Raw genomic sequence first — 25,849 nt, forward strand, 5'->3', positions numbered from 1 at the left:
CTCCTATCCATGCGCACTCTCTCCATTCTCCCTTCCCGTTTTGCTCTCCCGTCACACACTCACAACTTAACAGCACTCTTCCTCCCAACTTCCATTCACAGACTCTTTCCCTCATTTATCTCGCCACATTTCTCACCATGACAAAAACACACACAACACATAGCCCCCCACTCCTTTCTCACAAACACATTTTTACGCTTTTACATCTTTACAGAACGAAGCCAACGAAAGGTTCACCACCCCACACCGCTTTGTAAACACTGTTCTGTAAAAGAACCCAGCTTTTTGCCTAGTCCCCCGTCTTCAGACTCCCCTCCTCAAACGACAGCACTTCATCAGGCTCAACAAATCAAGCTCTATCTCCTTAAATCACCATTCCTTCACGCATCTCTTTGCACCACCGCCTTACCAACACTCTCCTCCTATCCATGCGCACTCTCTCCATTCTCCCTTCCCGTTTTGCTCTCCCGTCACACACTCACAACTTAACAGCACTCTTCCTCCCAACTTCCATTCACAGACTCTTTCCCTCATTTATCTCGCCACATTTCTCACCATGACAAAAACACACACAACACATAGCCCCCCACTCCTTTCTCACAAACACATTTTTACGCTTTTACATCTTTACAGAACGAAGCCAAGGAAAGGCTTACCACCCCACACCGCTTTGTAAACACTGTTCTGTAAATAATTCAAATACTTGTCTAGCAAGTTTCCACCACTGACCACGCATTCGTTTCAGATCACCTTCCATTCCTCCCACACTCTTCTCCAACCAACGCACTCAACAACACTCTCCATTTCTCTTCCAGTCTGGCACCTCCCCCAATCCTCTCACCACATTCTATGTCAGACAAAAGCCCAACGTAACCAAAACACGCACAATATATAAATCCACAAATCCTCCGCTTCACTTTTACGGATATACATTTTTACGCTTTTACATCTTTACAGAACAAAGCCAACGAAAGGTTCACCACTCCACACCGCTTTGTAAACACTGTTCTGTAAACAATCCAACTTCTTATCTCAAAGGCCCCCTACTGATTACTTTGTATAGTTATCACCCACCCCACAAACGAAACTGTTTCATTAGACTAGACAGATAAGTCCAGCCTAAAACATTTATCACACACTCTAAAAAACGCCTAAATGTGAATATTGATATGCTGATATCACACCCCTCCAAATAGCGCCGTTTTATGGCATAACAGAATAGAAAATTTTTGATTGTTCTTGCCAATCTTCTGAAATTACTTTATCACTTAAAGTGTCATTTTGATCGTCTACGCAGCGATCAACAGGGAAAACAGGCCCTAAACCCTAGCGTACAATTGAGCCTACTCTTGTGGGTATCCCGGAATTCCGGGAGTTTTTTGCTATGTCCAGGTGCGTTTCCGCACTAAAAGCAAAAAGCTGACTAGGGTTCAGTACTTGTTGCTCCCGGAATACCAATGCGAGGGCGCTCGCAACCGGAGGGGGGGCTTGAAGTGCCAACCAAAAATCCAAATTTTATCGACATTTCTGATTAAGCAAAAGACGCGATTTATAATCCATATTTCGCACTTTTTTAAAAAGTACCCAATCATATAATCTCTTTGAGATTATTTTCATTTCTCTTGCCAATCTTCTGAAATTACTTTATCACTTAAAGTGTCATTTTGATCGTCTACGCAGCGACCAAAGGGAACTGAAAGCCCTAAACCCTAGCGTAAAAATGAGCCTACTCTTGTGGGTTTCCCGGATTCCGGGAGATTTTGCTATGTCCAGGTGCTTTAAGCACTAAAAGCAAAAAGCTGATTTAGGTTCAGTATTTTCAACCTCCCGGAATACCAATGCGAGGGCGCTCGCAACCGGAGGGGAGCTTTAAGTGCCAACCAAAAATCCAAATTTTATCGACATTTCTGATTAAGCAAAAGACGCGATTTATAATCCATATTTCGCACTTTTTTAAAAAGTACCCAATCATATAGTCTCTTTGAGATTATTTTCATTTCTCTTGCCAATCTTCTGAAATTACTTTACAAATTAAAAAATGTTTTTTGATCGTCTACGCAGCGATCAAGAGGGATTCAAAAACCCTAAGCTCTAGCGTAAAATGAGCCCACTCTTGTGGGTGTCCCGGAATTCCGGGAGTTTTTGCCATGTCCAGGTGCTTTAAGCACTAAAAGCAAAAAAACTGACTAGAGCTCAGTATTTTGACTCCCGGAATACCAATGCGAGGGCGCTCGCAACCGGAGGGGGGGCTTGAAGTGCCAACTAAAAATCCAAATTTTATCGACATTCTGATAGGCAAAAGAATCCGCCACAGACGCATTTCAATGAGCCTTTCCCAAAAAGAATTAGGAAGCCATTTAGGTGTCAGTTTTCAACAAATCCAAAAATACGAAAAAGGCTTCAATCGTGTAAGCGCAGGATGTTTACTCAAAATCGCCCAAAAACTGGAAGTTCCTATAAGCTTTTTTTATGCAGACATTGCTACAAAAGAAGATATCTCAACAAAAAAAAATACCCCACTCCGTGATCAAGAAACCTATAGCGAAAAAGAACACACTCTTTTGAAAAACTTTAGAGACCTCCAGCCAAAAAAACAAAAAGCAATCTTGTGGTTGATTTCTGATTAGGAAAAAGAGCAACAATTAACATACCCCTCTGCCTAAAGTTTCCCATACCTGATATCACCATACCTCCAAGAGTGATGTTTTATGGCATATAAGATAATTCACACTATAGCTTGTTTTCTGTTTCCATTATTGCGTCAAGCCAAGCTGATTGAGGATTAGCAGCTGAGTTTTTAAGTTTGACTATTCGTAGCAAAGCGGAGTTAAACAAAAATGACATTATCGCTCAAAACCATGCCCCCTATTGAGTTTACGAGACGGTAGAACAGTGTCAAGAAAACAAAGCCCCGAAAAAAAACAAAAATATGAGCGGTTAAGTAAAAATCAAAAATTGAATCTATAACGTTGAAAAAGCTGCTCTATGTTGGATTATCTCCACGTCCTCTAAACCTCAGAAAAATGATTTAAAACATTTGTTTCGTTGATGAGCCAATCATTGAGATCGAACAATAGACAAAGAACGGTTCACCAATATCCTGATAGCCAATAAACAGAATAATCCACTCAATCCAGAAAGAAGGAACAATTTTCCAGCCGAAGTGTGACCTAAAACAAACGCTCCAACAAACGGCGCCACCAACATAGCTAAATTTTGTATAGACTGCACCCAGCCGGAAGCCAATCCAATCTGTTCATTGAAATTGCTTACCAGATAAACATTAGAAGATATGGAAAAGTAAGCGCTAACCATTCCAATAAGGAAAAAACAAAGCAACAAAGTCTCAATACGGAGTAAATCAAAGTAAAAAAAGCACACTGAGATCAAGACAAAACCAATCATTGTTGACATTGCCGGCATTAACAACTCCGATATTTTGCCTGTAAGGGGTTTATGCTTTGATTGTTTCACACGCCAAAACCCATAGAGAAAATTACCAATCGCTGAAGCAGATACCAGCATTCCAAGAGTCTGTTTATTCATTTTCATTGTGCTGAGAATAACGGGCAACTGATTATTCACCATAAAGACCATGGCAAAATACACAAACACCACCGCCACATAGGCATACCAAGCTGTCCCATAAAGCCTCTGCTGTGCTTGCGTGGTATTCGCTTTTTTTATTCTTAGCGACGAGACAGGTTGTGCACCAAGACAACAAAACACGATAAAGCCTAGCAATGTCAAAAAACCAGAAAATAATAAAGTATAGGTATCTGATAAAAGTACAGACAGAGCACTCCCCAAAGCAGGTCCTATCATCTTTGCTGCGCTATTGATCATGTTAAGCACAGAATAGTAACGAGTCCGTCCGTGTTCAGGCACAGAATTTGCACTAAGAACGGAAATTGCAGGCATGGCTAGACTGTTGAATGTCGCTCGAATAACTGCCAGTATAATAAATCCTTGCAGACTCGTCGCCAGCAATAAACCGACAGTACATAGCGCCCGTAACAGCAGTGACGCCCGCAACCAATGGATCATAGAACGGTGACTTACCAACATTCCAATTGGCTTCGACAGAACGATACCAGGGAATAATGTTGCCGCTCCAATAAAAGCGACATCATATTGATTAGCTTTCCAAGTGAACACAGATACGGTCAAAATCACGATATAATCAATCCAGCCCCCAAATGACACCATACCATTACCCAGCAAAAGCACCAACAAGCGATTTTTTATTGCCCCACCTCTTTGCACCAAAACACGCACCCCTTCTTTTTCGTTAGCAATACTGATTGAACTATCAATTTTTTCTCACACCCTAAAAGCACCAACAACTTTCACGCAACAAAGCACCAACAAGCGATTTTTTATTGCCCCACCTCTTTGCACCAAAACACACTCCCCCTCTTTTTTCGTTAGCAATACTGATTGAACTATCAATTTTTCCTCACACCCTAAAAGCATCAACAACTTTCACGCAACAAAGCACCAACAAGCGATTTTTTATTGCCCCACCTCTTTGCACCAAAACACGCGCCCCTTCTTTTTTCGTTAGCAATACTGATTAGATGATCAATTTTTTCTTACACCCTAAAAGCACCAACAACTTTCACGCAACAAAGCACCAACAAGCGATTTTTTATTGCCCCACCTCTTTGCACCAAAACACGCACCCCTTCTTTTTCGTTAGCAATACTGATTAGATGATCAATTTTTTCTCACACCCTAAAAGCATCAACAACTTTCACGCAACAAAGCACCAAAAGGCAATTTATAATTATCCATGGTAACAAAACCACTGGGGATAAGTCTTAGATATGTATTAAAACTTCCATCGTTGATTGAACTTAATCTGCGTCTTTGCGAATGACGACAATAACCAAGCCGTTAATCCAGCTCTTGAATCCATTGATATAGGATAATCCCGCGCGCCTTCCTTTAGCTCCCACACAAAAAAACGCTCTGAGCGTCCTCTTCTCAAGAGGAAGACCCCTTTATTCTTCTTCATCACTTTTCTGTGGAGGAGGCGGTAAAATATAAGAGCCTGAAAGCCAACGATTAAGATCAATGGCTCGGCACCGTGTGGAACAAAAAGGATATGAAGATTTTTGTGACATTTGACCACAAATAGGACAAGGATGCGGAGGACGGGTCTCTTTTTGCAAATTTAGCTCTTTTTGTTCTTGGCGCACCTTTGTCTTCTGCTCGTTCATTAACTTTTCTTCTGTTCCTTTTTTTTCATTTTTTTTCTCTTTTTGTTGCTTTTCACCTTGCATTGAACTTGCCTTACAGTTTTTCTAATGCGTTTCTTCAGCCCAGTGAGTGAAAAGTGGATAGTGATAAGCGATCAAGAGATCGGCTGTTTCAGCCAAAGGCAATCCCACAACATTAGAATAAGACCCCCTGATATAGACAACAAAAGCACCGGCTTTTCCTTGGATAGCGTAGCCACCCGCTTTCCCTTGCCATTCTCCTGAAGCAAGGTAAGCCTTCATCATGGCAGAGGTTAAGCGTCTAAAACGGACACGACTTTCAACCAATTTTACGGTTATTTTTCCATGTTCATTGAGCGCACAAATGGCGCCATAGACCTTATGCGAACGCCCAGAAAGGTATCGTAAACATTCATAAGCCTCATCCTCGCTTTCTGGTTTGGGGAGAATGGTCCGCCCCACAGCCACCACCGTATCAGCCGCTAAGATAATCATTTTCTGTCCAGGTAATTTTTCTTGACCATTCTGCAACTCGTCTTGACCATTCTGACTGTACCAGCGCAAAATCTCTTGGGCTTTCAGCGCTTTTTCTTTTGCCAAACGTTTGGCAAGCTTTGCAGGATGTTCTTTTAATTTTGGTGTTTCATCAATATCACTTGCATAAACCTGCTGCGGATCAATCCCTATTTGTGCCAAGAGCGCTAAACGCCTTGGCGAAGCGGAGGCAAGCACCAAATGAATTTCTTCTGTAAGAGTATCTGCCAAACGTTTTTCCCCCCACTCTCTTATATTTCTCATTTCCACCCCTTCACAATTGACTTCCCTCTCACCCCCCTTTTTAAGCACCCCCTTTTTAAGCACCCCCTTTTACGCACCCCCTTTTTAAGCACTCCCTTTTAAGCGCCCCTTTTCACCATTAATCTCCTTATCCTTTTTTTGCATTGATTTTACAGTTTTTCAAGGACCTTCAAATACTTCCCTTTTCTCACTCATGAAAAGCAAACTAAAAAACTGTTAAAAAATAATAGAAATAATATGATAGCTTTTAGAAAAAAGCACAAGCCACCCACGAGGCTACTTATAGCGATATGTAATACGCCCTTTTGTCAAATCATAAGGTGTCATTTCCACCATGATTTTATCACCGGCCAACACCCGTATACGATTTTTCCGCATTCTACCAGCGGTATGGGCAATAATTTCATGATCATTTTCCAGTTTCACACGAAACATCGCGTTAGGTAAGAGTTCAGTAACGATACCAGAAAATTCTAAAACTTCTTCTTTTGACATAAACAAACATTTCCTTTACAGTGCACATATTTTGTTAAGCTGCGCGTTATTTCCAGCGTTCATACCCTATTTTCTTAAGTTTGTGAATAAAAATTCCACAAAAAGGGAAAGGTTTTTCAAGTTTACTCTCTCATGTTCTCAAAAAACATCACCTCACACCTTAAGAATCAAAACTTTCTCTCCACCAATTTTACCCGCTAATTTCCTTCAATTTTTATGATGATTTTGGTTTCAGTATGACAAGAAATTACGCTAATTTTTCCCCTAAAGCATTTTCCCAATACCTCTGACTAATCCCTCCACAACTTACAAACAATCCTCCTCCCTCCAACTTTTCCTCACCTTCCGCCTTCCACACCTTAAACATGCGCCCTTCAGATAAACACCACTCCCCACACCAAAAGCCCCCTCCTTTTTCAAAACCTTCTCCATTCTTCACACACCATTCACAACATGCTTCACCGCCCCCCTACACACTCTATGTATTCCCGTACACCCTTGCCCCATTTTCTCTCTCTCCACACATTTCCTCTAAGCCACTCCTTTCATTTATGTTGCTCTCCCTACCTTCGAAAACACGATCCCCATACATTGCGTATCATTAACCACAACGCCCCTAACAACATAAAGCCTTTCCTTTTTCACGAATATACGTTTTCACGCTTTTACAGATTCACAGAATAAAGCCAAATGAAACTTCCACCCCTCGCCGCTCTATAAACAATAGTATTAACCCAGCCTCTTGCCTAGCCAATCTCCCCCAAGCACTTCAGATCACCCACCCTCAAACGAGCTTATTTCATCAAACACGACAAAAAAATCCAGCCTAAAATATTCATCACACTCTAAAAAAACACGTTGATAAATTGATATGCCGGATATCACCACCCCTATAAGCTCCCCTTCTAATCATGATTTCGGAGCCGCGTGAGAGGGACAAAACAAGCCGTTAAGTTCTTGGGTCAAGGACGCCGTTAGGCGCCATGTAATGGTCTCCTTGACCTTAAGAACCTAGGATTGTTAGTCCCCTCATTAAACGCGGGTCTGATCTCATGATTTTGGTGAGCGTTCCGGAGAGTTTGAGAGGCGGAAAGCCTCTCATTAAAAAATAAAGTTTATAAATAAAAACTATTTTTATTTGCCAATCTTCTGAAATTACTTTATCACTTAAAGTGTAAGTTTGGTCGTATACGCAACGACCAATAGGGAGCTAAAAGCCCGAAAGCTTAATACATAAATTTATCCCGCATTGCGAGTATCCCGGAAATTCCGGGGGCTTTTGTTATGTCCAAGTGCTTTAAGCACTAAAAACAAGAGACTGTTTAAGTTCAGTGAATCCAACCTCCCGGAATACCAATGCGAGGGCGCTCGCAACCGGAGGGGGGCTTGAAGTGCAAACCAAAAATCCAAATTTTATCGATATTTTGATAGCAAAAAAACGCGATTTATAATCCATATTTCGCACTTTTTTAAAAAGTACCCAATCTTATAGTCTTTGAGATTATTTTGATTTTTCTTGCCAATCTCCTGAAATTACTTTATTGATAAGCACGTGTTTTTGATCGTCCACGCAACGATCAAATAGGGAGCTAAAAGCCCGAAAGCTTAATACATAAATTTATCCCGCATTGCGGGTATCCCGGAATTCCGGGAGATTTTGCTATGTCCAGGTGCGTTTCCGCACTAAAAGCAAAAAGCTGATTAAGCTCAGTACTTTTAGACTCCCGGAATACCAATGCGAGGGCGCTCGCAACCGGAGGGGGGCTTGAAGTGCAAACCAAAAATCCAAATTTTATCGACATTTTGATAGGCAAAAGAATTCGTCAAAGAAGAATTGCCATGAGGCTTTCTCAAAAAGCATTAGGAAACTATTTAGGCGTCAGTTTCCAACAAATCCAAAAATATGAAAAAGGCTTCAATCGTGTAAGCGCAGGGTGTTTACTCAAAATCGCTCAAAAACTACAAGTTCCCATGAGCTTTTTTTATGCAGACATTGTGACAAAAGAAGATGTCTCAGTAGAAAAAATTGCCTCACACCATGATCAAGAAACATACAGCGAAAAAGAACATTCACTTTTGAAAAATTTTAGAGAGCTCCAGCCGAAAAAACAAAAAGCAATCTTATGGTTGATTTCTGATTAAGCAAAAGCGCACACAAAGCATAAATCCTCCGCATCATTTTACATTTTACGGATCAACGTTTTGATGCTTCTCCACATTTACAGAAAGCAGCCAAATGAAACTTTCAAATTCCCCTCGCACCACTTTGTAAACATAGGTTTGTCAACAATACAGCTTCTTGCCTAGCCAATCTCCCCCAAGCACTTCAGATCACAACACCACAAAGAATGATGTTGCATCAAACGCGACAGATACGTCCTATTTTAAAATATTCTTGCCCCTTCGCTATCCTAAAGTAAGATCACACAAAGCACCGGTCAATCTCACTTCAAAAGCAACTTTCCCCACACCCTCTCTCCTCTCTGGTCAACACACCCGCCTCTTCATCCCAACTCCCCCTCCCTCGCTTCATCCCAACTTCCCCCTTCCCTTCATAAACTCTTCACCCCCACACCCTCTCTCCTCTCCCATCAACACAACCCACCTCTTCATCCCCACACCCTCTCTCGTCAACACCCCCGCCTCTTCATCCCCCCAAATCTTCTCTCCACATTCCATACCATGATAAAATCATACACCACGCATAAAGTCCCAGCTTCCTTTTTTACATATTTCCGTTTTTACGCTTTTACGCATTTACAGAAAGCAGAAAATCTGTAAAAAATGCATTACACAATAACGTATTCAACAACTGTCATTAAAATCTCGCCTCCCTTTTCATCTAAATCCCCCCTATTTTCACTTAAATCATAGATATAAACTGCCCTATTATTTGTATTGACCAGCATAAAATTTTTTGACAAATTCTAGCCATCAAAAGGGGTTGTAAGAAGCATTTTACGACTTTTAAAAGAATTTTTATTTACATCCAGTGCTTTTTTGTAACGTAGAAGAGTACATTTAATTAATTGACTATAAGAAAGTTTGAGATGAGAGAAGCTTTTCGTTTTTCTCATTCAACATTCGCAACGATAACTTATCCTTATAAGTCAATATTTTTTCGTAATACAAAACGCACCAAAAGGAATAGACTTGCGTTGCATATTCACACGCTTATTTTAAAGAAAGATCTCTCAACGCTCGTCACACCCATTTTGCAAAACGCCGCCCGTAAAGGAATGGTTAAAGCCCCCATGAAGTGTATAAAATCCATTCAGCCCCCTTATCTTTACGCTTATGGAGAAACAAGTTTACGCTTATGGAAGAACAAGGCTGGCATCATCACAAAAACTCTGCCAGCTCCCAATGTTGCAGACAGCCTTCGGTTCAAGAGATAATTCATTAAAGGCATGCCTTTCTTGTACAGTTTTGCCCCACATGCACGCCCCACCACTTATGATGTACAAGCAAGTAATTTTAATTGATTTAATATGAGAGAACTGGTGATGAGAAATTTTTATTATATTCAGCGAAGTGCTTTATGTTAAGAATGGTTATTTATCATTATAAATCAATATATTAATAAAGAAGAGAGTCATCATCAAGACGCTTACCTTTTTCTAAAAAAGGCTTCACACTGAAAGAGAACATCTAAAACTTAGATAAAAAAAAAGGTTTGCCTCTAATAAACAAACCTCTGCAGAAAATTATTCACATAACTTTCAAAATTTTAAATTAATCCCTCTAGAAGCAATAAAAACGCTTTAGAAGCACCAAAATGAATACAAAAACTTATTTAACACAATGTTACGAAAAATCAAGAACAAAAATTTTTTATCGTTAATGCTCTAAAAAAACGAGGCTTCTTAACCCACGTGGCTCAGCAGTCCGGGGCTTCTCTACAAACGCCTCCAAGCCAATCAATCCCTTCATCTCTCTCAAAAGACAGCATAAAAGGTGCACAGTACAAGTCTTCGCTAAAAAAATATCAATCGCCAGCGCTCATAAAAGCCAGCGTTAGTATAAAAGATCAGATTATCGAACAATCTTGCTAAAATGTCTTCCCAATAAATAAAAAAGAAGCGGATTTTTAAATATTCCGCCTCTTTAACAATAAAAATTACGATGAGGGATTATTAAACAAATTCGAAACTATGAAGGGAACCAACTTGATAACAACTCATACCTTACAGGATCATCGGCACATTGCCCACCACCACATTCCAGTATGGTAGAAATCAAATTTGCCGCAATCAAAAATACAAATAAGAAACTTGCTGCTTTACTCAAGACTGGAAAAGGAGAAAATTCTTTGAACTTGTGTGCCAATTCGCCTAAAATCATGACAAATGAGACAGCAAAGATACAAAGGACAGAAATAATGAAAGCCCAAGTATAAAAATGCAATCCAAAGAACGTTGAACCGTATCCTAAATCATCGGGTGTGATATGCAAAAACACTTGTCGTGCTGCCACAGCACTGGTTACCATACAACCGAGAATAACCATACCATAATGGGTATTTTTCACCTTATGGTGAATATTGAGCAAGAACCCACAACCTGCCAGTATCAATCCAACGCGCTGCAGCAAACAAAGGGGACAAGGTAACTCAAACTTTACCAATTGATAATAAAAAGCCACCACCAAGACAATGGATAACCCCAAGAGTCCTAGCGTATTCATAAAGATGACGAAGTGAGGGTTTTTTTGTTCAACATGTTCCATGGCTATTCTCTCAAAAAGATAAATTTAAAGTAGAAGTTGCGTGATGATTGAAAGTGAGAAGAATGACAACGAATAAAATTGCCCACAAAGCATAACTTATATTTTTTTTACCACACATAGTCGTTACAGCAGTACCTAAAGCGATTAAAAATGGAAGAAACATAGCTTTTAAATCTCCTTTACATCCGTTGTTTAACTCTTATTTATTTCAGCATTCACCATATTACAAAATTGGGCAAAAAAGAGACCATGGATTTATTATTCACAATTCGTCATTCGCGATTGATATTGCCATTATATTTAAGGGAAAAAACGATATAATCGCTAAGAAACAGATCGCAACAAAAGCGTTAAAAGCACAAAAGCGTTGATTATTCGCTTCCCCTTAATATCAGCCATTGTTAAATATATATTGACAATTATAAAGATTATATCCCCCCACTCACAAAAGAATCACTTGAACAACAAAATAAATAGGCTTTGAAATCGAGAGATATACATCTCTTTATTTCTCAAAAGAATATCCTTATTTCTCAAAAGAATATCCTCACTTTGCAACGCATTTTCGCCATAAAAATCTCTTTTTCTCATAAGCAATGTTTCAAATTGCAACAGATTTTATATCATATGGTGATCTTGTTTATTTTAGCAAATAAAAAGTAAGACATTTTTTTAAAAAACTTATAATCAATGTATTTTTCCCAATATATTTTTCCCTTTTACAATGCCGCAAGCTTAACAGCCTCATGGATCCAACACCACCCCTTAACACCTCTCCTCAAAATTCATCTCCCCCCAAAAAAAGAAGTGCTTCATGCCTTCAATACTTTAGTTTTTCATCTCTTGGTCTCCCCCTTTAAATTTTTAGCTTTCCACCTTATTTGAAAAATAACTGTTTCTCTGTCATCAATTGGCTTTGCAAAGAGAATATAAAACTTTAAAAAAATAATGATAAAGAATCGCATTGAACCTTTGAAAAGGATAGTGAATGATGAAAAAATCATGTGATGTCGCGATTTTAATGGGGAGCCAATCGGATTGGCAAACGATGTGCCATAGTGCAGATATTTTGACGAGTCTTGGTATTTCTCATAGTTCGCATATTGTCTCAGCACACCGAACTCCTGAACGCCTTTATCAATTTGCAAAAGAAGCAAAAGAAGCAGGGTTTAAAGTTTTAATTGCCGGAGCGGGGGGTGCAGCGCATCTTCCAGGTATGTTAGCAGCCCTTACTCCTCTTCCTGTTTTTGGCGTTCCAGTGCATTCTCATTCTCTTTCTGGTCAAGATTCTTTGCTTTCAATCGTGCAAATGCCAGCAGGGATACCCGTTGGCACATTAGCAATTGGCAAAGCAGGCGCAATTAATGCAGCACTTTTAGCCGCAGCCGTTATGGCCGTTTATGACCATGATCTCGCCCAACGATTAGAAGATTGGCGTCAACAACAAACAGCCAATGTTGCCCAAACGCCTGTAACGGAGGTTTAAAATGGCACCGTTTTTCAACGCCCCCTCAGCCAACACTACTCCCTCAGCCAACACTGCCCCTTCAGCCAACACCACTCTCTCCTCCAACACCGCCCCCTCAGCCAACGCCACCCCTTCAGCCAACACCGCCCCCTCAGCCAACGCCGCCCCCTCAGCCAACACCACTCCCTCAGCCAACACTACTCCCTCAGCCAACACCACTCCCTCAGCCAACACTACTCCCTCAGCCAACGCCACCCTCTCCTCCAACACCACTCCCTCAGCCAACGCCACTCCCTCCACCATGTTACCTCCAGGCAGCGTCATTGGTTTAATCGGGGGCGGACAATTAGCACGGATGCTCGCCATAGCGGCCGCAGAATTAGGATTTCGAACCGTTATTTTTTGCCCTGAGGCCGATTGCCCAGCCGCTCAAACAGCAAACAACCATATTGTTTCCTCCTATGACGATACATCAGCTTTAGATCATTTTATTTCTCAATGTGATGTTGTCAGCTATGAATTTGAAAATCTTTCTCTTCAAACGGTTCAATATGTAGAAAAGAGTAAGCCTGTTTATCCTTCTTCCAAAGCATTAGAGATCACACAAGATCGACTTTTTGAGAAGCAATTTTTGCGTGATCAAGGGATTGGCACCGCGTCATGGCACGCTATTGACAATTCTTCTTCTCTTCTTTCCGCTCTTGATACTTTAGGCGGACGTGGTCTTTTAAAGACGCGTCGTTTTGGTTATGACGGAAAAAACCAGATCAAGCTTGATCACCCCAATGAACAAACCCTTGACGAAGCCTTAAGGACTTTTCAGGAACAGCCTTGTATTTTGGAAGAAATAGTTCCTTTTTTATCGGAAATTTCGGTTCTTTCTGCCCGCACAAAACAAGGGGAACATATTTTTTATGATTGCCCTGAAAACCAACACAAACACGGAATTCTTCATAAATCCTTTGTTCCATCCCATATACCACTTGACGTGCAAAAAGCAGCTCAAGAAATCAGCTTAACAGTCATGGATGCCCTCGATTATGTTGGTGTTCTTTGTATTGAGTTTTTTGTCTTAACGGATGGTCATCTTTTAGTGAATGAATTAGCGCCGCGTGTCCATAATTCTGGTCATTGGACACAAAAGGCATGCATAACTTCACAATTTGAACAGCATATCCGTGCTATTTGCGGGCTTCCCTTAGGCAGTCCCTATCGCCATAGCGATTGCCAAATGACCAATCTTCTTGGTAACAATTTTAGCACGTTAAAATATTTTCTGAAGCAAGAGCGCACCTCGATCCATTTATATGGCAAAAGCACTGTTCACCCCCACCGCAAAATGGGGCACGTCATCCAATTATTGGGACCAGCCAACAAATCTTAAGCCCACATACATACAAATGCTTTTTCACACTATCCCCCAATGAACTGAAAAAACAAAGCTTCACCCCACACCGATATCCCGCGGCTTCAACAGCGCCCCTAACCTTTTAATTCGCCCTGAAAGGGCGTGAAGCCCTCCTACAAGCTCCTTCTCTTCCATGCCCCCACCCTCAAAGATACAAAACCACACCAATCAACAATCCAACAGCTCCTCCTCCTTTTCTCAAAAAAGTCCCCCCACGGCTAAAAACAATCCACCAGCCCCCAAGTTCATCACCCCTCCACCTTCCACCGCATAAATATTCCCCCATAACATACGCAGCCCCTTCATTTTTCTTTTAATGCCAATCTTTAGGCCTTTTAATTCCAACCTTTAGAGGATAAACTTACCTCTTGCAGCCTATAGAGAACATTCTAACAATGCGTTCTCATTGCCTCTAGTCTCCCTTCTTGTGTTCATTCTTTCACAAAAGTGCCAAGCGCCGCTCCGCACCACCCCTTGAGTTTCATGTCAAAGATATAATTACAGTACTAAGCTTATCCATCATAGCAATATCCTCTCTCCCCTCATAAGGCGATATTACCTGTGTCGTATTTTCTAGAGCTTGAAGCGTCTCTCCTTATTTCATTTCGCAATAAAGCTTAAAATAGCAGATAAACATACAACTACACACCGAAAGAAAACCGTAAATTTAGCTTACACTCTAAAACAACAACCGTTTAAAATATCACTCACTTTAATATCTGTAATATTTGTCACCTTCGTTATGTCTATCGCCTTCGTTCTTTCCCCTATAAAATTACGTTATTCAAATTTGAGCGCCTAACCGCGCTCAAGGACGAAGATTCCTGTGCCGATCTGTCAACAATCAAGCTTTTCTTAAGTAAATTCAACCGGCTAAACACTTCAATATTAAATGCCTCTTCGCCTGTAGTTTAGTGATAAAATATAATTGTACTCACAAAACGAATCTTTTATACAGCGGCACGAAAAATTGTACATGCCTCATAATAATAAAGGGAAGATGCGCTACAGACGTAGCAAGTCATTCGTATTATCATTTTAACAAGTACAGAAATCTTTTTTCATTTCATAAAAATAGTCTGAGAAACTGAGTTATTCGCTTTATCAAAAGACAAAACCTTCAAGAAACAAACGAATATCAACATGACAAAACCAAACCTATCAAATGCATCACCAAAAGAACAAAATGATACATCTTCTCAATGGGACTTAGTCCTCGATATCCAAAAAGAAGTTAAGGAAACATTAAAGGCTGGTGTTGTTTCACTGAGAGAGTTTATATTCATAATTTTTATAAGCGTCTGTTTATACATTTTCCTCTCAATATTAGGCAGTGCGGATAAACCTCAGATGAATGTAGCAACTGCAATCGGGCTGATATGCGCATTAATTCTGTACGGTTCGATACCAATCTTTTTGGTGCTACGGATCATAGTAAAGAAGAAACTGAAAAAAGTAATGAAACAACTAGACGAAGCGGTTGCTAATCAAAATACAATAAGGAGAGAAAATGACTGAAGCTATAATATTAGGGCGCATTCTAGGGATCATTGTCGGTTGTGCAATAATAACATTATCCGTTTGGCTTGTTTATTCTACCATTAAATATCGAAAACTGTACCGTAAAGCGCTTACAGGACTAAACTTAGCAATTCAAAAATGGAATAAAGAAATTAATAAATAAAAAAATCGTGAAAAACGTGGTATTAAAATACCATAATTCTTATTTTCATATTTCTAGACGTATTTAATGTGATTCCCAGTTATTGAAGGCCCATATTGAGGGTATGAGATTTTTCATAAGGGGACGTTTGAAACTATAGGCACGGCGTACACAAATACAAGAAACAATTCCAACGGCGCCCCCTCTTCCCCCACTTCAAGCATTTCAGCCGGCGCACGCACCTGACAGGGCTTCACAAGCCCCCACAAACAAGCCCCTTGCGTTTTAAGAAGCCCCCCTTGCCCTTAACGACAAAAAAACCACACCAACTTCAACAATCCAACGGCTCAACAGCGCTCCTGATCTTTCAACACTCCCTAACAGAGCTTATTTGTTTAAAGCTGAAAAGGCTTTTACTTTTTTCCACTCTTTGTGCTTTTTTGTGTCCTTTTTTTACGAGAAAATTTTTACCTTCAAGGCAACCATTAACACACCCTAAGGAATTTGTAAGGGATATACCCTTGACAAGAATAAGACTTCTTGCTAGATCTCTCCTACTTTTTTTGCAATTTTCACTTATCGTTGTGCTAATGAAGTGGTTAGTGCGTACCTTAAGAGTGCGCTTTTCTTTTTGTGATCACAGTGAAAAAGTGTATCGTGTGATGTTATAATGCAAGTACGATATCGCAATGCAATGCTCATAGAGTAAGCAGTCTATTGGGGTTGTGGTATTATATTTTAGTGTTGTATTATAGTATTATAGTATTGTGTTACGTAAACTATTTAAACGGTGAATATGATGAAAATTAAAAATTCGCTTAAAGCACTAAAAGAGCGCCACCGTAACAATCGTTTGGTGCGTCGTAAGGGTCGTGTTTATATTCTTAATAAAACGAACCCACGTTTTAGAGCACGTCAGGGCTAATTCTTTTAGGGCTAATTTCTTTAAGGTCAATGTTTTTATGCCTACTTTTATTGTAGGCTTAAAAGTTTTTTCTTGCGTTTTTTTGGTTATAAGTCCGTTGATTACAAGTCTAGTATTTGATAATATTTGGTGATTTATCTTTTGGGGGCTTGTTTTTATGGATTCTTTTATTTTTTTTAAAGCCTTTCGATTTTTTCAGCTGCGTTTTTTCTGTATTTTTCAGCGCGCGTTTTTTCTTTTTTTTGTTGGCGTTTTTTGTTTTGTTCCCTCGAGCTATGGGCAAAATCCTCCTTCTCTTCCTGAAGATCGGCCTTCTCCACAATCGCTTTTACCGTTAGATGATCTTATTCCCAATTCTCCTCCCCCTTCCTCAACGCCCTCCGATTCTGATTCCTCGGCGGTTATTCTTGAAGATCTTGACAAAGAGCAGCTTTCCCATGTTGACAGAGTTAAGCAACGCAAAGAAGCAGAAATTTCACGTTTACTCAAAGAATTGAAATATTGTGCTGATGTTGCTAAAGCGAAAAAGATCAGTCAACAACTTCAACATTTATGGTCCCAATCGGGGAGTGAGACGATTGATCTTTTAATGTCATGGGCTGAAAATGCACTCAACAGCGATGATTATGGACTTGCGCTTGATTATATTGACAATGCTCTTGCACTTTTACCTACTCATTCTGAAGCTTGGGTAAGGCGTGCTTGGATTCACATTCAACTGAACGATTTCAAGCTTGCCCTGCTTGATCTCAACCATGCTCTTGAACTTGAGCCGCGCAATTATAGTGCTTTTTTTGAACTTGGCGTTGTCATGGAAGCAACGGAGCGTCCAAAACTTGCTCTTAAAGCTTATGAAACAGCATTGGATTACTATCCACAAATGCGCAGAATTCAAAAGCGCGTGCAAGCTCTGTTAGACGAACAATCACCCCAAGCTCTTTAAAACCATTCAAGAACAAGACACTTTACGGCATCCTTTCAAACCTAGATAAGACGCAAGCCGGCTTCACATTCCACTCAATAAACTAAAAGCCCCCTGCTTATAACCACACCCCCCACACACAATTGACAGTGCCTTTTTTTGAAACTTAGCCATTACCATGGAAGCAACAGAGCGTCCAAAACTTGGCTCTTAAGATTGATGAAACAGCATTGGATTACACTCCACAAATGCGCAGAATTCAAAAGCGCGTGCAAGCTCTATTAGACGAACAATCACCCCAAGCTCTTTAAAACCATTCAAGAACGAGACACTTTACGGCATCCTTTCAAACCTAGATAAAACGCAAGCCGGCTTCACATTCCACTCAATAAACTAAAAGCCCCCTGCTTATAACCACACCCCACACACACAATTGACAGTGCCTTTTTTTGAAACTTAGCCATTACCATGGAAGCAACAGAGCGTCCAAAACTTGGCTCTTAAGATTGATGAAACAGCATTGGATTACACTCCACAAATGCGCAGAATTCAAAAGCGCGTGCAAGCTCTGTTAGACGAACAATCACCCCAAGCTCTTTAAAACCATTCAAGAACGAGACACTTTACGGCATCCTTTCAAACCTAGATAAAACGCAAGCCGGCTTCACATTCCACTCAATAAATTAAAAGCCCCCTGCTTATAACCACACCCCCCACACACAATTGACAGTGCCTTTTTTGAATTTGGACCTTTTTTGTATTGCAGGCAGCGTCCAAACATTTCCAATATACCCCCTACAGAATTTCTCTCATAGCAAGCAAACGCTTCACGCTTGAGTCCTCTTCAGCCGTTTCTTCTTTTCACACCTTCCATCATGGATAAAAAAAATTTGTAAACACGATCCTCAAAAAATACTTTTTTAAAAAAGCTTACAACATCGCTTAGCGCCTCTGATAAACTATCATCATCTGTTTTTTATTTTTAAGCTTCAACCATAGCAGCACATACCGTATCGGCTCTCCTCCCCCCCTCAAAGTTGATAAAACAGCCCTGAAATATGGCTTCACAAGGCAAAAACTTCAAAGGTGCAACACCAGTTCAACCAACATCCTTGAATAAGAAATATTCTCTTCAAAGCTCCTCCAAGTATTCCCGCGAAACATAAAAATCAAGCATTGTCCCAAAAGAGCCAATCAAGCCATTGCCAATAAACCGTTCTACGTCACTCAAACACCCACCCCCACTCATATTTTTTGCTTTTTTACTTTGAATAAGCCATCCATCATACAGCCATTTCGAGCAACCACCAACAATATCATCAATCTCTCCTGAAATACTTTATGAAAAAGAAGAGAGCGAGGTTATTTTATCTCTAGCAGAAACTCTGAAATTGTTTTATATTAAGGAGGGTGTTCTGCGCTTCTCGACAGGAAATAACGTATTCCTGAGACCTTAATGATCTCCAAGGGAGCTGTCCCTGATCAAGCCCGTGGGCTTTTTCATATGGCGCCCACCTATTTGTATAGGTTCCCGGGATCAGCTTTTTCCATCGGCTGTTGTGGATCACCCTTTATTTGTATAACTTTTTTGCATAAAAATTTTTCCAGCTAAAATTGAGAGCGTCCTTTTACATAAGACCAATGACGATACTCTCTTTTCAAGAAATAAAAATGACGAGGGGCTTTATTTTATAAAACAGACAGCACTGACAAAATAATCCCCTCTGTGAATCTGCTTCACCCCTTCGCACGCAAGCAACGCAAAAGCAGCTTGTTGCACCAAGATACCCCCTATAAAGAGCACACACTTTTTTTCATGCTTTTTTTCATGAGCACAGCTCTTGTCCTAACAGAGATTTACAAAACGCCAACAATGGATAAAATACCAGCATCTTATAAAACAATTGACGAGACAATGACAAATAATCCCCTCTGTGAATCTGCTTCATCTCTTCGCACACAGCAACGCAAAAGCGGTTTATCGCGTCGTGATGCTCTTTTAACAGAAGAGCGTGCACTCTTTTCGCAACGTGCTTGTTGCCACTTTATTGAATACCTTGAAAAGAAGGGAACCGATTTTTCACGCCTCATTTTAGCAGGCTATTGGCCCATTAAATCGGAAATTGACCCGCGTCCTTTACTGGATGCTGTAGCGTTACGCGGTGGGCATTTAGCCTTACCAGCAGTTCTTGATTCCACCACCATGATTTTCCGTGCATTTTCGCCCAGCACGATTTTAGAGCCCATGCGTTTTGGCACCTTTGGTCCCAGCGCCGACAATGAGGTTGTTGTCCCCAATAATATTATTGTTCCGCTTTCTGCGTTTGATCGTCACTGTCACCGTCTTGGCTATGGAGGAGGATACTATGACCGTGCGGTTGAAGCTCTTGAAAAACAAGGGCATCAAATGACATTATGGGGCATAGGGTTTTCATGTCAGGAGGTTTTCTCTATTCCCGCAGCAGAACATGATCTACAAGTACAAGGAATTTTTACAGAAAAAGGTTTCTTAAAATGTTAAAGTGTGATTAAAGCGCCTATGCGTTTTTTATTTTTAGGTGACATTGTTGGTAGCACAGGCTGTAAAGCTGTTTTTGAACACCTTCCTCAACTGATTGAGAAATGGCAGCTTGATTTTGTTGTGGTAAATGGTGAAAATGCCTCTGGTGGTTTTGGTCTTAAGCAAGAGACATATCAAGATCTTTTGATGACCGGTGTTGATGTTGTCACCACGGGCAATCATGCTTTTTCTCACAAAGAAGCATTGCAGTATGCCCATGAGAGTGATCGTTTTTTACGCCCTGCCAATTTTTCGAAAGAAACTCCCGGAAAAGGTGCTGGTGTTTTTACGGCAAAAAATGGCGCCCGTGTTCTTGTCGCCAATCTGTTGGGCAACGTTTTTATGCCGTGCAAAGTAGAAGATCCATTTGAAACAGCGGAAAATATTCTTCTTGCCTGTTCGTTGATGGAGCAAGCCGATACGATTATTTTTGACTTTCACGCAGAAACGACAAGCGAGAAGCAATGTTTAGGCCATTTTCTGGATGGTCGTGTGAGTGTTATCGTTGGCACACATACGCACATTCCCACGGCTGACGCGCAGATCTTAGAAGGTGGGAGCGCCTATTTAACAGATGCAGGCATGTGTGGAGATTATAACTCCTCTCTTGGAATGGATAAAGAAGAACCCTTACACCGTTTTCTTTATAAGACGAAGCAAGACCGTTTTGAACCGGCGTGTGGTCCCGCCACCCTTTGTGGTTTAGCGGTTGAGATTTCAGATCGCACCGGTTTAGCAGAAAAGGTCTCAGCGGTACGGATTGGTCCTCATTTAAAGCCTGAAGTTCCGGATTTTTGGTAGCTTCTTTTAAGCCGCCCCTTTGATGATCGCTCTCCACTGTGCGCCCTTTGGATGATTGCTCTCCAAGATTTCCTTTTGAGAACTCTATTTGGCAAGATGATTTTTCAAGCCCTTCCCAAATCCTAAAAACACCCCGCCCTCCAATTTGCCTAATACAGCAACTTTTCTAGCACAAATAAGTCACTCTTTTTAAAAGGATAAAAGATAAAGGATAAAAATTTTCGTGATTTTTAAAATGATGAGAAGGAGGTTTTATTTGGACATTTCTGCGGGGGGGGGGAGGAGAAATGTTAACCCCCTTCTCTAGAAAAAGCTTTATATAATAATTTATTATTTAGCAAGAGCCTCTTTAATTTTTTTTTGATTCTAACGAAAATTTAATCTTAAAATTGCTTTCTGCTTTTTAGGTTTGAGCTCTCTAAAACTTTTCAAAAGGATATGCTCTTCTTTACTTCCGATTCTTTCATCACAGTAATACAAAGCATTTTCTTTTGTTGAGAGATCAGCGTAAAAAAAAGAAATGGGAACATTGAGAATATCGGCAATTTCTTGTAAACGCCCAGCTCCTATACGATTAGAGCCTTTTTCATATTTTTGGATTTGTTGAAAAGTCACACCTAACTGGCTGCCTAATTTCTTTTGCGACATTCCCAGCATTGTTCTTTTAAAGCGAATTTTTCTGCCTATCGCAATGTCGTTAAAGTGTGGATTTTTAGCTTTCACTTCAAGCTCCCCTACCGGTTGCGAGCGCCTCTTATGCGTATTCCGGGAGTCAAAAACACTGAGTTCAGTCAGCTTTTTTGCTTTTAGTGCTAGAGCGCACTTGGACATGGCAAAAACTCCCGGAATCTCGCGATACTTATAAAGCAGGCTAATGTTTCATCTTGGATTTTCAGGCTTTGGGTTCCACCATTCAACCACACTGTACGACGAGAACCCTGGTGCTTGTTCATAAAATAATTTCTGGAGACCAGCAATAAAATTTAAAACAGTGTTTTTATCTCATGAGACAATCAAACACAAAATTGCCTTCTGCTTTTTAGGTTTAAGCTCTCTAAAACTTTTCAAAAGGATATGCTCTTCTTTACTTGAAATCCTTTCATCACAGCAATACAAGACATTTTCTTTTGTTGAGAGATCGGAGTAGAAAAAAGAAATAGGAACATTGAGAATATCGGCAATTTCTTGTAAACGCCCAGCTCCTATACGATTAGAGCCTTTTTCATATTTTTGGATTTGTTGAAAAGTCACACCTAACTGACTGCCTAATTGCTTTTGCGACATTCCGATCATTGTTCTTTTAAAGCGAATTTTTCTGCCTATCGAAATGTCGTTAAAGTGTGGATTTTTAGCTTTCACTTCAAGCTCCCCTGCCGGTTGCGAGCGCCCTCGCATTGGTATTCCGGGAGTCTGAAAGTACTGAGTTCAGTCAGCTTTTTTTGCTTTTAGTGCTCATCGCACCTGGACATGGCAAAAACTCCCGGAATCCCGGGAAACCCACAAGAGTAGGCTAATCTTATGTACTGAACTTTAGGGCTTTCAGACCCTACTGATCGTTGCGTAGACGACCAAAGTTACAGTGTTATTTATAAAGTAATTTCATGAAATTAGCAATAAATTTAAAACAGTGTTTTTATCTCATGAGACAATCAAACACAAAAATGCCTTCTGTTTCTTAGGTTTGAGCTCTCTAAAACTTTTCAAAAGGACTTGCTCTTCTTTACTTCCGATCCTTTCATCACAAGGATACAAAGCATTTTCCTTTGTTGAGAGATCAGCGTAAAAAAAAGAAATGGGAACATTGAGAATATCAGCAATTTCTTGTAAACGCCCAGCTCCTATACGATTAGAGCCTTTTTCATATTTTGGGATTTGTTGAAAAGTCACACCTAACTGACTGCCTAATTGCTTTTGCGACATTCCGATCATTGTTCTTTTAAAGCGAATTTTTCTGCCTATCGAAATGTCGTTAAAGTGTGGATTTTTAGCTTTCACTTCAAGCTCCCCTGCCGGTTGCGAGCGCCCTCGCATTGGTATTCCGGGAGTTGAAAGAGCTGAAACTTGACTCAGCCTTTTGCTTTTAGTGCTAGAGAGCACCTGGACATAACAAAAGCTCCCGGAAATCCGGGATATCCATAAAGCTGGATAAATACGTGTCTCAAGTTTAGGGTCTTTCATTCCCTGTTGATCGCTGCGTAGACGACCAAAACATTCTCTTACCAATAAAGTAATTTCATGAAATTAGCAATAAAATTTAAAAACAGTCTCTATTTGTTTGTTTTATGAGCCCCACCCGCCTCTCAAACTTTTATGCCCGCTCGTAAAAGCTCCAAAACCATGAGATAAGCCCCGCGTTTATTGAGAAAATGAACAAAGCTTGCTTCTTGAGATCAAACCCCTTAAAGGCAGACCGAATACCTTCGAAGAGAATTACACTGTGATGCGTTGGATTTTTGCGCCACAACGGACTAATTTTTCTTCTAATCTCTCAAATCCACGATCAAGATGATAGACACGATTGACGATTGTTTCCCCCTTTGCCGCCAATGCTGCAATCACAAGAGAAACAGAAGCACGCAAATCCGTCGCCATAACGGGAGCCCCTTGCAAATTCTCTGTTCCATAGACGGTTGCCGTCTGCCCATCAAGCTTTATCTGTGCTCCTAAGCGATTGAGTTCTTGAACATGCATAAAACGATTTTCGAAAACCGTCTCTGTAATATGCGCGGTTCCTTCAGCCCGTGTCATGAGCGCCATGAATTGGGCTTGGAGATCGGTTGGAAAAGCAGGATAAGGTCCTGTTTTAATATCAACGGGCATAATTTTGGTGTTCTTTGGATTTCGCTTAACATGAATTCCTTGAGGTTCTATTTGAATCTCGAGTCCTGTTTTTTGGAGCACCTTAAGCACTTTTGTGAGATGATTAGGATTTGCATTTTTAAGAAAGACATCTCCTCCTGTCATAGCAACAGCCATTGCATATGTCCCCGCTTCGATTCGATCAGCAATAACGCGTATTTTTGTCCCTTTAAGTTTTTTCACCCCTTCAATTGTAAGCGTTGTTGTTCCTTCACCGGTTATTTGAGCCCCCATAGCATTCAGGGTTCGAATAAGGTTTGTCACTTCTGGCTCACAAGCCGCATTCTCAAGAACGGTTGTTCCCTTTGCCGTTGTCGCCGCCATCAGCAGCACATGGGTTCCCCCAACAGTGACTTTAGGGAAACGATAGTGAGCACCTTTTAAGCCCCTTGGCGCTTTTGCATGAACATATCCATTTTCGATCGAAATCTGTGCGCCTAAAGTTTTGAGTCCTTCAAGGATAAAATCGACAGGTCTTGTTCCAATAGCACATCCTCCAGGAAGCGAAACATAAGCCTCTGCGCATCGTGCAAGCAGAGGTCCGATAACCCAAAAGCTTGCACGCATTTTTTTCACCAGTTCGTATGGCGCCCGTGTTGTGGCTATTTTTTGCGCCGTAAAATGAATTGTTCTTGAATTCACACATTCATCGTTAAACTCTTGTCCATCAACGGCATATCCCACACCATGATTATTGAGAATACGAATAAGCAATTCGACATCGGCCAGATGAGGAATATTTTCTAAAGTAAGCGTTTCTTCTGTCAAAAGCGCCGCAATCATAAGAGGCAAGGCAGCATTTTTTGCTCCTGATATAGGAATTGTTCCTTTAAGTTTTTCTCCCCCAACAATTTGAATAGAATCCATAGTGTTTTCCCTCTTTTCCTTTGTGCCTGCCCTTCCAAAGGATTGTCCCCCTTCGGGAAGTTATGCTTTATTAATCGTTTTAGAACGCATTCTAAATATGAGAACAAATTATTGAGAAGTTTGGTTGCAAAGCTTCACTAAAAAACATTTTTTTGCATTTTAGAGCTTTTTGCATTTTAGAGCTCTGTTTGTGCTCTTTTTCGGCATTGTTCTTTTCGACGTTTCAGGTTTTGACGCAATTGTTGCGCCAATCTTTCTTGACGTCGTTTTGCTTTTTCATCTTGATGATTCATTTCATTTTGTTTTTGTTTTTGATACATTTGTGTCATTGCGCAACCTTTTAAACAGTGTTGAGCTTCTATCCAAGCAACTCATAACCTTAAATATTTAAGCATATAAGAAACATATGTCATGACATAAGATACGTTTTCTTGCAAGAATATACAAATGTTCTCTTGCCTATTTTCTGACAATATGGCACAAGACAGCGCAAAGATTGAAAAGGGCTGCGGTAGCTCAGTGGTAGAGCACTCCCTTGGTAAGGGAGAGGTCGAGAGTTCAATCCTCTCTCGCAGCACCATTTTATTCTTCTTTTGCCTCTCTCTTCTTTCCCCTATAAGCCTTCTCTATAAACCTCAATTTTTTCCCCCAGCCTCCATTGGCTTCATCAAATCCTCCATCCTTTAAACCATGCGCTTCAATGGCTACAAAATCAATGGCTTCAATGACACGCTTAATCTCCAAAATGCTTTATGAGCGGCTTTTGAAATTGACACACCCCAAAGAATAGCCCCCCTCCCATTGGCTTCCCCCTTTTTCCTTGCCTCTCCCTCTTTCCTTTCTGTAAGATTTGCCCTATCCTCCACTTTGCCAAGCCTCACTGTTGCAACAGCTCTTGGCACTTGAGACGGTATAGGCATTTTTATTTCTTGAATATTTTCCCCACAAGCTCACCCCACTTGTAATATGCAGACAAACGATTTTACTTGTTTCAATATAAGAGCGTTTGAATAAGAAGGTTTGAAATAAGAACATCTCACACTATTTCGGGCTCTCATTGAAATTCAAATTAAGTCTCAATAATGAATTATTATAAACTCATTGTTTGAACACATCCCATTGATACCCTT

At 40.5% G+C, this 25,849-nt stretch carries 27 protein-coding genes, 1 tRNA gene and 1 other RNA gene; 13 read left to right on the forward strand and 16 right to left on the reverse strand.

From position 1 onward, the window contains the following. Positions 1–405: 405 nt before the first annotated feature. Both PVV63_RS04390 and PVV63_RS04395 read right to left on the reverse strand, forming a co-directional pair. Positions 406–534: a hypothetical protein gene (locus PVV63_RS04390; protein WP_273790827.1), complete on the reverse strand. Its 129-nt coding sequence runs from the start codon at positions 532–534 to the stop codon at positions 406–408. A gap of 118 nt (positions 535–652) precedes the next feature. Next, the gene (locus PVV63_RS04395; protein ID WP_273790828.1) at positions 653–787 is read right to left on the reverse strand and encodes a hypothetical protein; all 135 of its coding nucleotides are present in this window, start codon (positions 785–787) and stop codon (positions 653–655) included. Positions 788–2,255: 1,468 nt separating this feature from the next. On the opposite strand from PVV63_RS04395, the gene PVV63_RS04400 reads away from it, so the two are divergent. After that, a complete protein-coding gene (locus PVV63_RS04400) occupies positions 2,256–2,627 on the forward strand; it encodes a helix-turn-helix transcriptional regulator (RefSeq protein ID WP_273790925.1) in 372 nt (123 codons plus the stop codon). 430 nt (positions 2,628–3,057) lie between these two features. Here PVV63_RS04400 and PVV63_RS04405 read toward each other — a convergent pair whose 3' ends face one another. The 5 genes from PVV63_RS04405 to PVV63_RS04425 all read right to left on the reverse strand — a co-directional run bounded on the left by PVV63_RS04405 (position 3,058) and on the right by PVV63_RS04425 (position 6,957). Further along, entirely contained in the window at positions 3,058–4,266 is a 1,209-nt protein-coding gene (locus tag PVV63_RS04405; protein WP_273790926.1) for an MFS transporter, read from the reverse strand. Positions 4,267–5,006: 740 nt separating this feature from the next. Beyond that, the gene (gene yacG, locus PVV63_RS04410) at positions 5,007–5,288 is read right to left on the reverse strand and encodes a DNA gyrase inhibitor YacG (RefSeq protein ID WP_273790829.1); all 282 of its coding nucleotides are present in this window, start codon (positions 5,286–5,288) and stop codon (positions 5,007–5,009) included. A gap of 21 nt (positions 5,289–5,309) precedes the next feature. Beyond that, positions 5,310–6,023, reverse strand: coding sequence for a Maf family nucleotide pyrophosphatase (locus tag PVV63_RS04415; RefSeq protein ID WP_273790830.1), 714 nt, complete (start codon positions 6,021–6,023; stop codon positions 5,310–5,312). A gap of 276 nt (positions 6,024–6,299) precedes the next feature. Continuing rightward, positions 6,300–6,518 carry a translation initiation factor IF-1 gene (gene infA, locus PVV63_RS04420; RefSeq protein WP_004857577.1) on the reverse strand — a complete coding sequence of 73 codons (219 nt, stop codon included), beginning with the start codon at positions 6,516–6,518 and terminating at the stop codon, positions 6,300–6,302. Positions 6,519–6,765: 247 nt separating this feature from the next. Continuing rightward, positions 6,766–6,957 carry a hypothetical protein gene (locus PVV63_RS04425; protein WP_273790831.1) on the reverse strand — a complete coding sequence of 64 codons (192 nt, stop codon included), beginning with the start codon at positions 6,955–6,957 and terminating at the stop codon, positions 6,766–6,768. Positions 6,958–8,288: 1,331 nt separating this feature from the next. On the opposite strand from PVV63_RS04425, the gene PVV63_RS04430 reads away from it, so the two are divergent. Together PVV63_RS04430 and PVV63_RS04435 are read left to right on the forward strand one after the other, a co-directional pair. After that, positions 8,289–8,660 (forward strand): helix-turn-helix transcriptional regulator, encoded by a 372-nt coding sequence (locus PVV63_RS04430; protein ID WP_273790832.1) that lies wholly within the window; start codon positions 8,289–8,291, stop codon positions 8,658–8,660. 908 nt (positions 8,661–9,568) lie between these two features. Continuing rightward, entirely contained in the window at positions 9,569–9,916 is a 348-nt protein-coding gene (locus tag PVV63_RS04435) for a hypothetical protein (RefSeq protein ID WP_273790833.1), read from the forward strand. Between the two features lie 754 nt (positions 9,917–10,670). On the opposite strand, the gene PVV63_RS04440 is transcribed toward PVV63_RS04435, so the two are convergent. Both PVV63_RS04440 and PVV63_RS04445 read right to left on the reverse strand, forming a co-directional pair. Further along, entirely contained in the window at positions 10,671–11,246 is a 576-nt protein-coding gene (locus PVV63_RS04440; protein ID WP_273790834.1) for a disulfide bond formation protein B, read from the reverse strand. Between the two features lie 10 nt (positions 11,247–11,256). Further along, complete coding sequence (locus PVV63_RS04445) at positions 11,257–11,409, reverse strand: DUF5993 family protein (RefSeq protein WP_273790835.1); 153 nt, start codon at positions 11,407–11,409, stop codon at positions 11,257–11,259. An 825-nt stretch (positions 11,410–12,234) separates the two neighbouring features. On the opposite strand from PVV63_RS04445, the gene purE reads away from it, so the two are divergent. Beyond that, positions 12,235–12,732 carry a 5-(carboxyamino)imidazole ribonucleotide mutase gene (gene purE / locus PVV63_RS04450; protein ID WP_273790836.1) on the forward strand — a complete coding sequence of 166 codons (498 nt, stop codon included), beginning with the start codon at positions 12,235–12,237 and terminating at the stop codon, positions 12,730–12,732. 283 nt (positions 12,733–13,015) lie between these two features. Next, complete coding sequence (locus PVV63_RS04455; protein ID WP_273790927.1) at positions 13,016–14,098, forward strand: 5-(carboxyamino)imidazole ribonucleotide synthase; 1,083 nt, start codon at positions 13,016–13,018, stop codon at positions 14,096–14,098. A 169-nt stretch (positions 14,099–14,267) separates the two neighbouring features. Here the strand turns inward: PVV63_RS04455 and PVV63_RS04460 are convergent, their stop codons facing one another. Continuing rightward, positions 14,268–14,408: a hypothetical protein gene (locus tag PVV63_RS04460; RefSeq protein ID WP_273790837.1), complete on the reverse strand. Its 141-nt coding sequence runs from the start codon at positions 14,406–14,408 to the stop codon at positions 14,268–14,270. A gap of 857 nt (positions 14,409–15,265) precedes the next feature. Between PVV63_RS04460 and PVV63_RS04465 the strand changes: the two genes are divergently transcribed. The 7 genes from PVV63_RS04465 to PVV63_RS04495 all read left to right on the forward strand — a co-directional run bounded on the left by PVV63_RS04465 (position 15,266) and on the right by PVV63_RS04495 (position 20,993). After that, positions 15,266–15,640, forward strand: a complete 375-nt coding sequence (locus tag PVV63_RS04465) for a hypothetical protein (protein ID WP_273790838.1) — start codon at positions 15,266–15,268, stop codon at positions 15,638–15,640. Next, positions 15,633–15,806: a hypothetical protein gene (locus PVV63_RS04470; protein ID WP_273790839.1), complete on the forward strand. Its 174-nt coding sequence runs from the start codon at positions 15,633–15,635 to the stop codon at positions 15,804–15,806. Before PVV63_RS04465 ends, PVV63_RS04470 begins: the two co-directional genes overlap by 8 nt. A gap of 778 nt (positions 15,807–16,584) precedes the next feature. After that, positions 16,585–16,710, forward strand: a complete 126-nt coding sequence (ykgO, locus tag PVV63_RS04475) for a type B 50S ribosomal protein L36 (protein ID WP_004863016.1) — start codon at positions 16,585–16,587, stop codon at positions 16,708–16,710. Between the two features lie 157 nt (positions 16,711–16,867). Beyond that, entirely contained in the window at positions 16,868–17,653 is a 786-nt protein-coding gene (locus PVV63_RS04480; RefSeq protein ID WP_273790840.1) for a tetratricopeptide repeat protein, read from the forward strand. Positions 17,654–19,041: 1,388 nt separating this feature from the next. Then, positions 19,042–19,202: non-coding RNA, 6S RNA (gene ssrS / locus PVV63_RS04485), on the forward strand. Positions 19,203–19,547: 345 nt separating this feature from the next. Beyond that, a complete protein-coding gene (locus PVV63_RS04490) occupies positions 19,548–20,153 on the forward strand; it encodes a 5-formyltetrahydrofolate cyclo-ligase (RefSeq protein WP_273790928.1) in 606 nt (201 codons plus the stop codon). 18 nt (positions 20,154–20,171) lie between these two features. Next, complete coding sequence (locus PVV63_RS04495; protein ID WP_273790841.1) at positions 20,172–20,993, forward strand: TIGR00282 family metallophosphoesterase; 822 nt, start codon at positions 20,172–20,174, stop codon at positions 20,991–20,993. Between the two features lie 366 nt (positions 20,994–21,359). Here the strand turns inward: PVV63_RS04495 and PVV63_RS04500 are convergent, their stop codons facing one another. From PVV63_RS04500 to PVV63_RS04520, 5 genes are all read right to left on the reverse strand, one after another. Next, positions 21,360–21,824 carry a helix-turn-helix domain-containing protein gene (locus tag PVV63_RS04500; RefSeq protein WP_273790842.1) on the reverse strand — a complete coding sequence of 155 codons (465 nt, stop codon included), beginning with the start codon at positions 21,822–21,824 and terminating at the stop codon, positions 21,360–21,362. A gap of 171 nt (positions 21,825–21,995) precedes the next feature. After that, positions 21,996–22,388, reverse strand: coding sequence for a helix-turn-helix domain-containing protein (locus PVV63_RS04505; RefSeq protein ID WP_273790843.1), 393 nt, complete (start codon positions 22,386–22,388; stop codon positions 21,996–21,998). Positions 22,389–22,631: 243 nt separating this feature from the next. Next, positions 22,632–23,090: a helix-turn-helix transcriptional regulator gene (locus PVV63_RS04510; RefSeq protein ID WP_273790929.1), complete on the reverse strand. Its 459-nt coding sequence runs from the start codon at positions 23,088–23,090 to the stop codon at positions 22,632–22,634. 333 nt (positions 23,091–23,423) lie between these two features. Continuing rightward, positions 23,424–24,719, reverse strand: a complete 1,296-nt coding sequence (gene murA / locus PVV63_RS04515; RefSeq protein WP_273790844.1) for a UDP-N-acetylglucosamine 1-carboxyvinyltransferase — start codon at positions 24,717–24,719, stop codon at positions 23,424–23,426. 176 nt (positions 24,720–24,895) lie between these two features. Next, positions 24,896–25,048 carry a hypothetical protein gene (locus PVV63_RS04520; RefSeq protein WP_273790845.1) on the reverse strand — a complete coding sequence of 51 codons (153 nt, stop codon included), beginning with the start codon at positions 25,046–25,048 and terminating at the stop codon, positions 24,896–24,898. A gap of 176 nt (positions 25,049–25,224) precedes the next feature. Here PVV63_RS04520 and PVV63_RS04525 point away from each other — a divergent pair. Continuing rightward, positions 25,225–25,299, forward strand: a tRNA-Thr gene (locus tag PVV63_RS04525). A gap of 2 nt (positions 25,300–25,301) precedes the next feature. Here the strand turns inward: PVV63_RS04525 and PVV63_RS04530 are convergent. After that, positions 25,302–25,463 (reverse strand): hypothetical protein, encoded by a 162-nt coding sequence (locus tag PVV63_RS04530; RefSeq protein WP_273790846.1) that lies wholly within the window; start codon positions 25,461–25,463, stop codon positions 25,302–25,304. Positions 25,464–25,849 lie beyond the last annotated feature (386 nt).

This window comes from Bartonella sp. CM31XJBT, assembly GCF_028618555.1.
In the GTDB taxonomy this organism is placed as follows: domain Bacteria; phylum Pseudomonadota; class Alphaproteobacteria; order Rhizobiales; family Rhizobiaceae; genus Bartonella.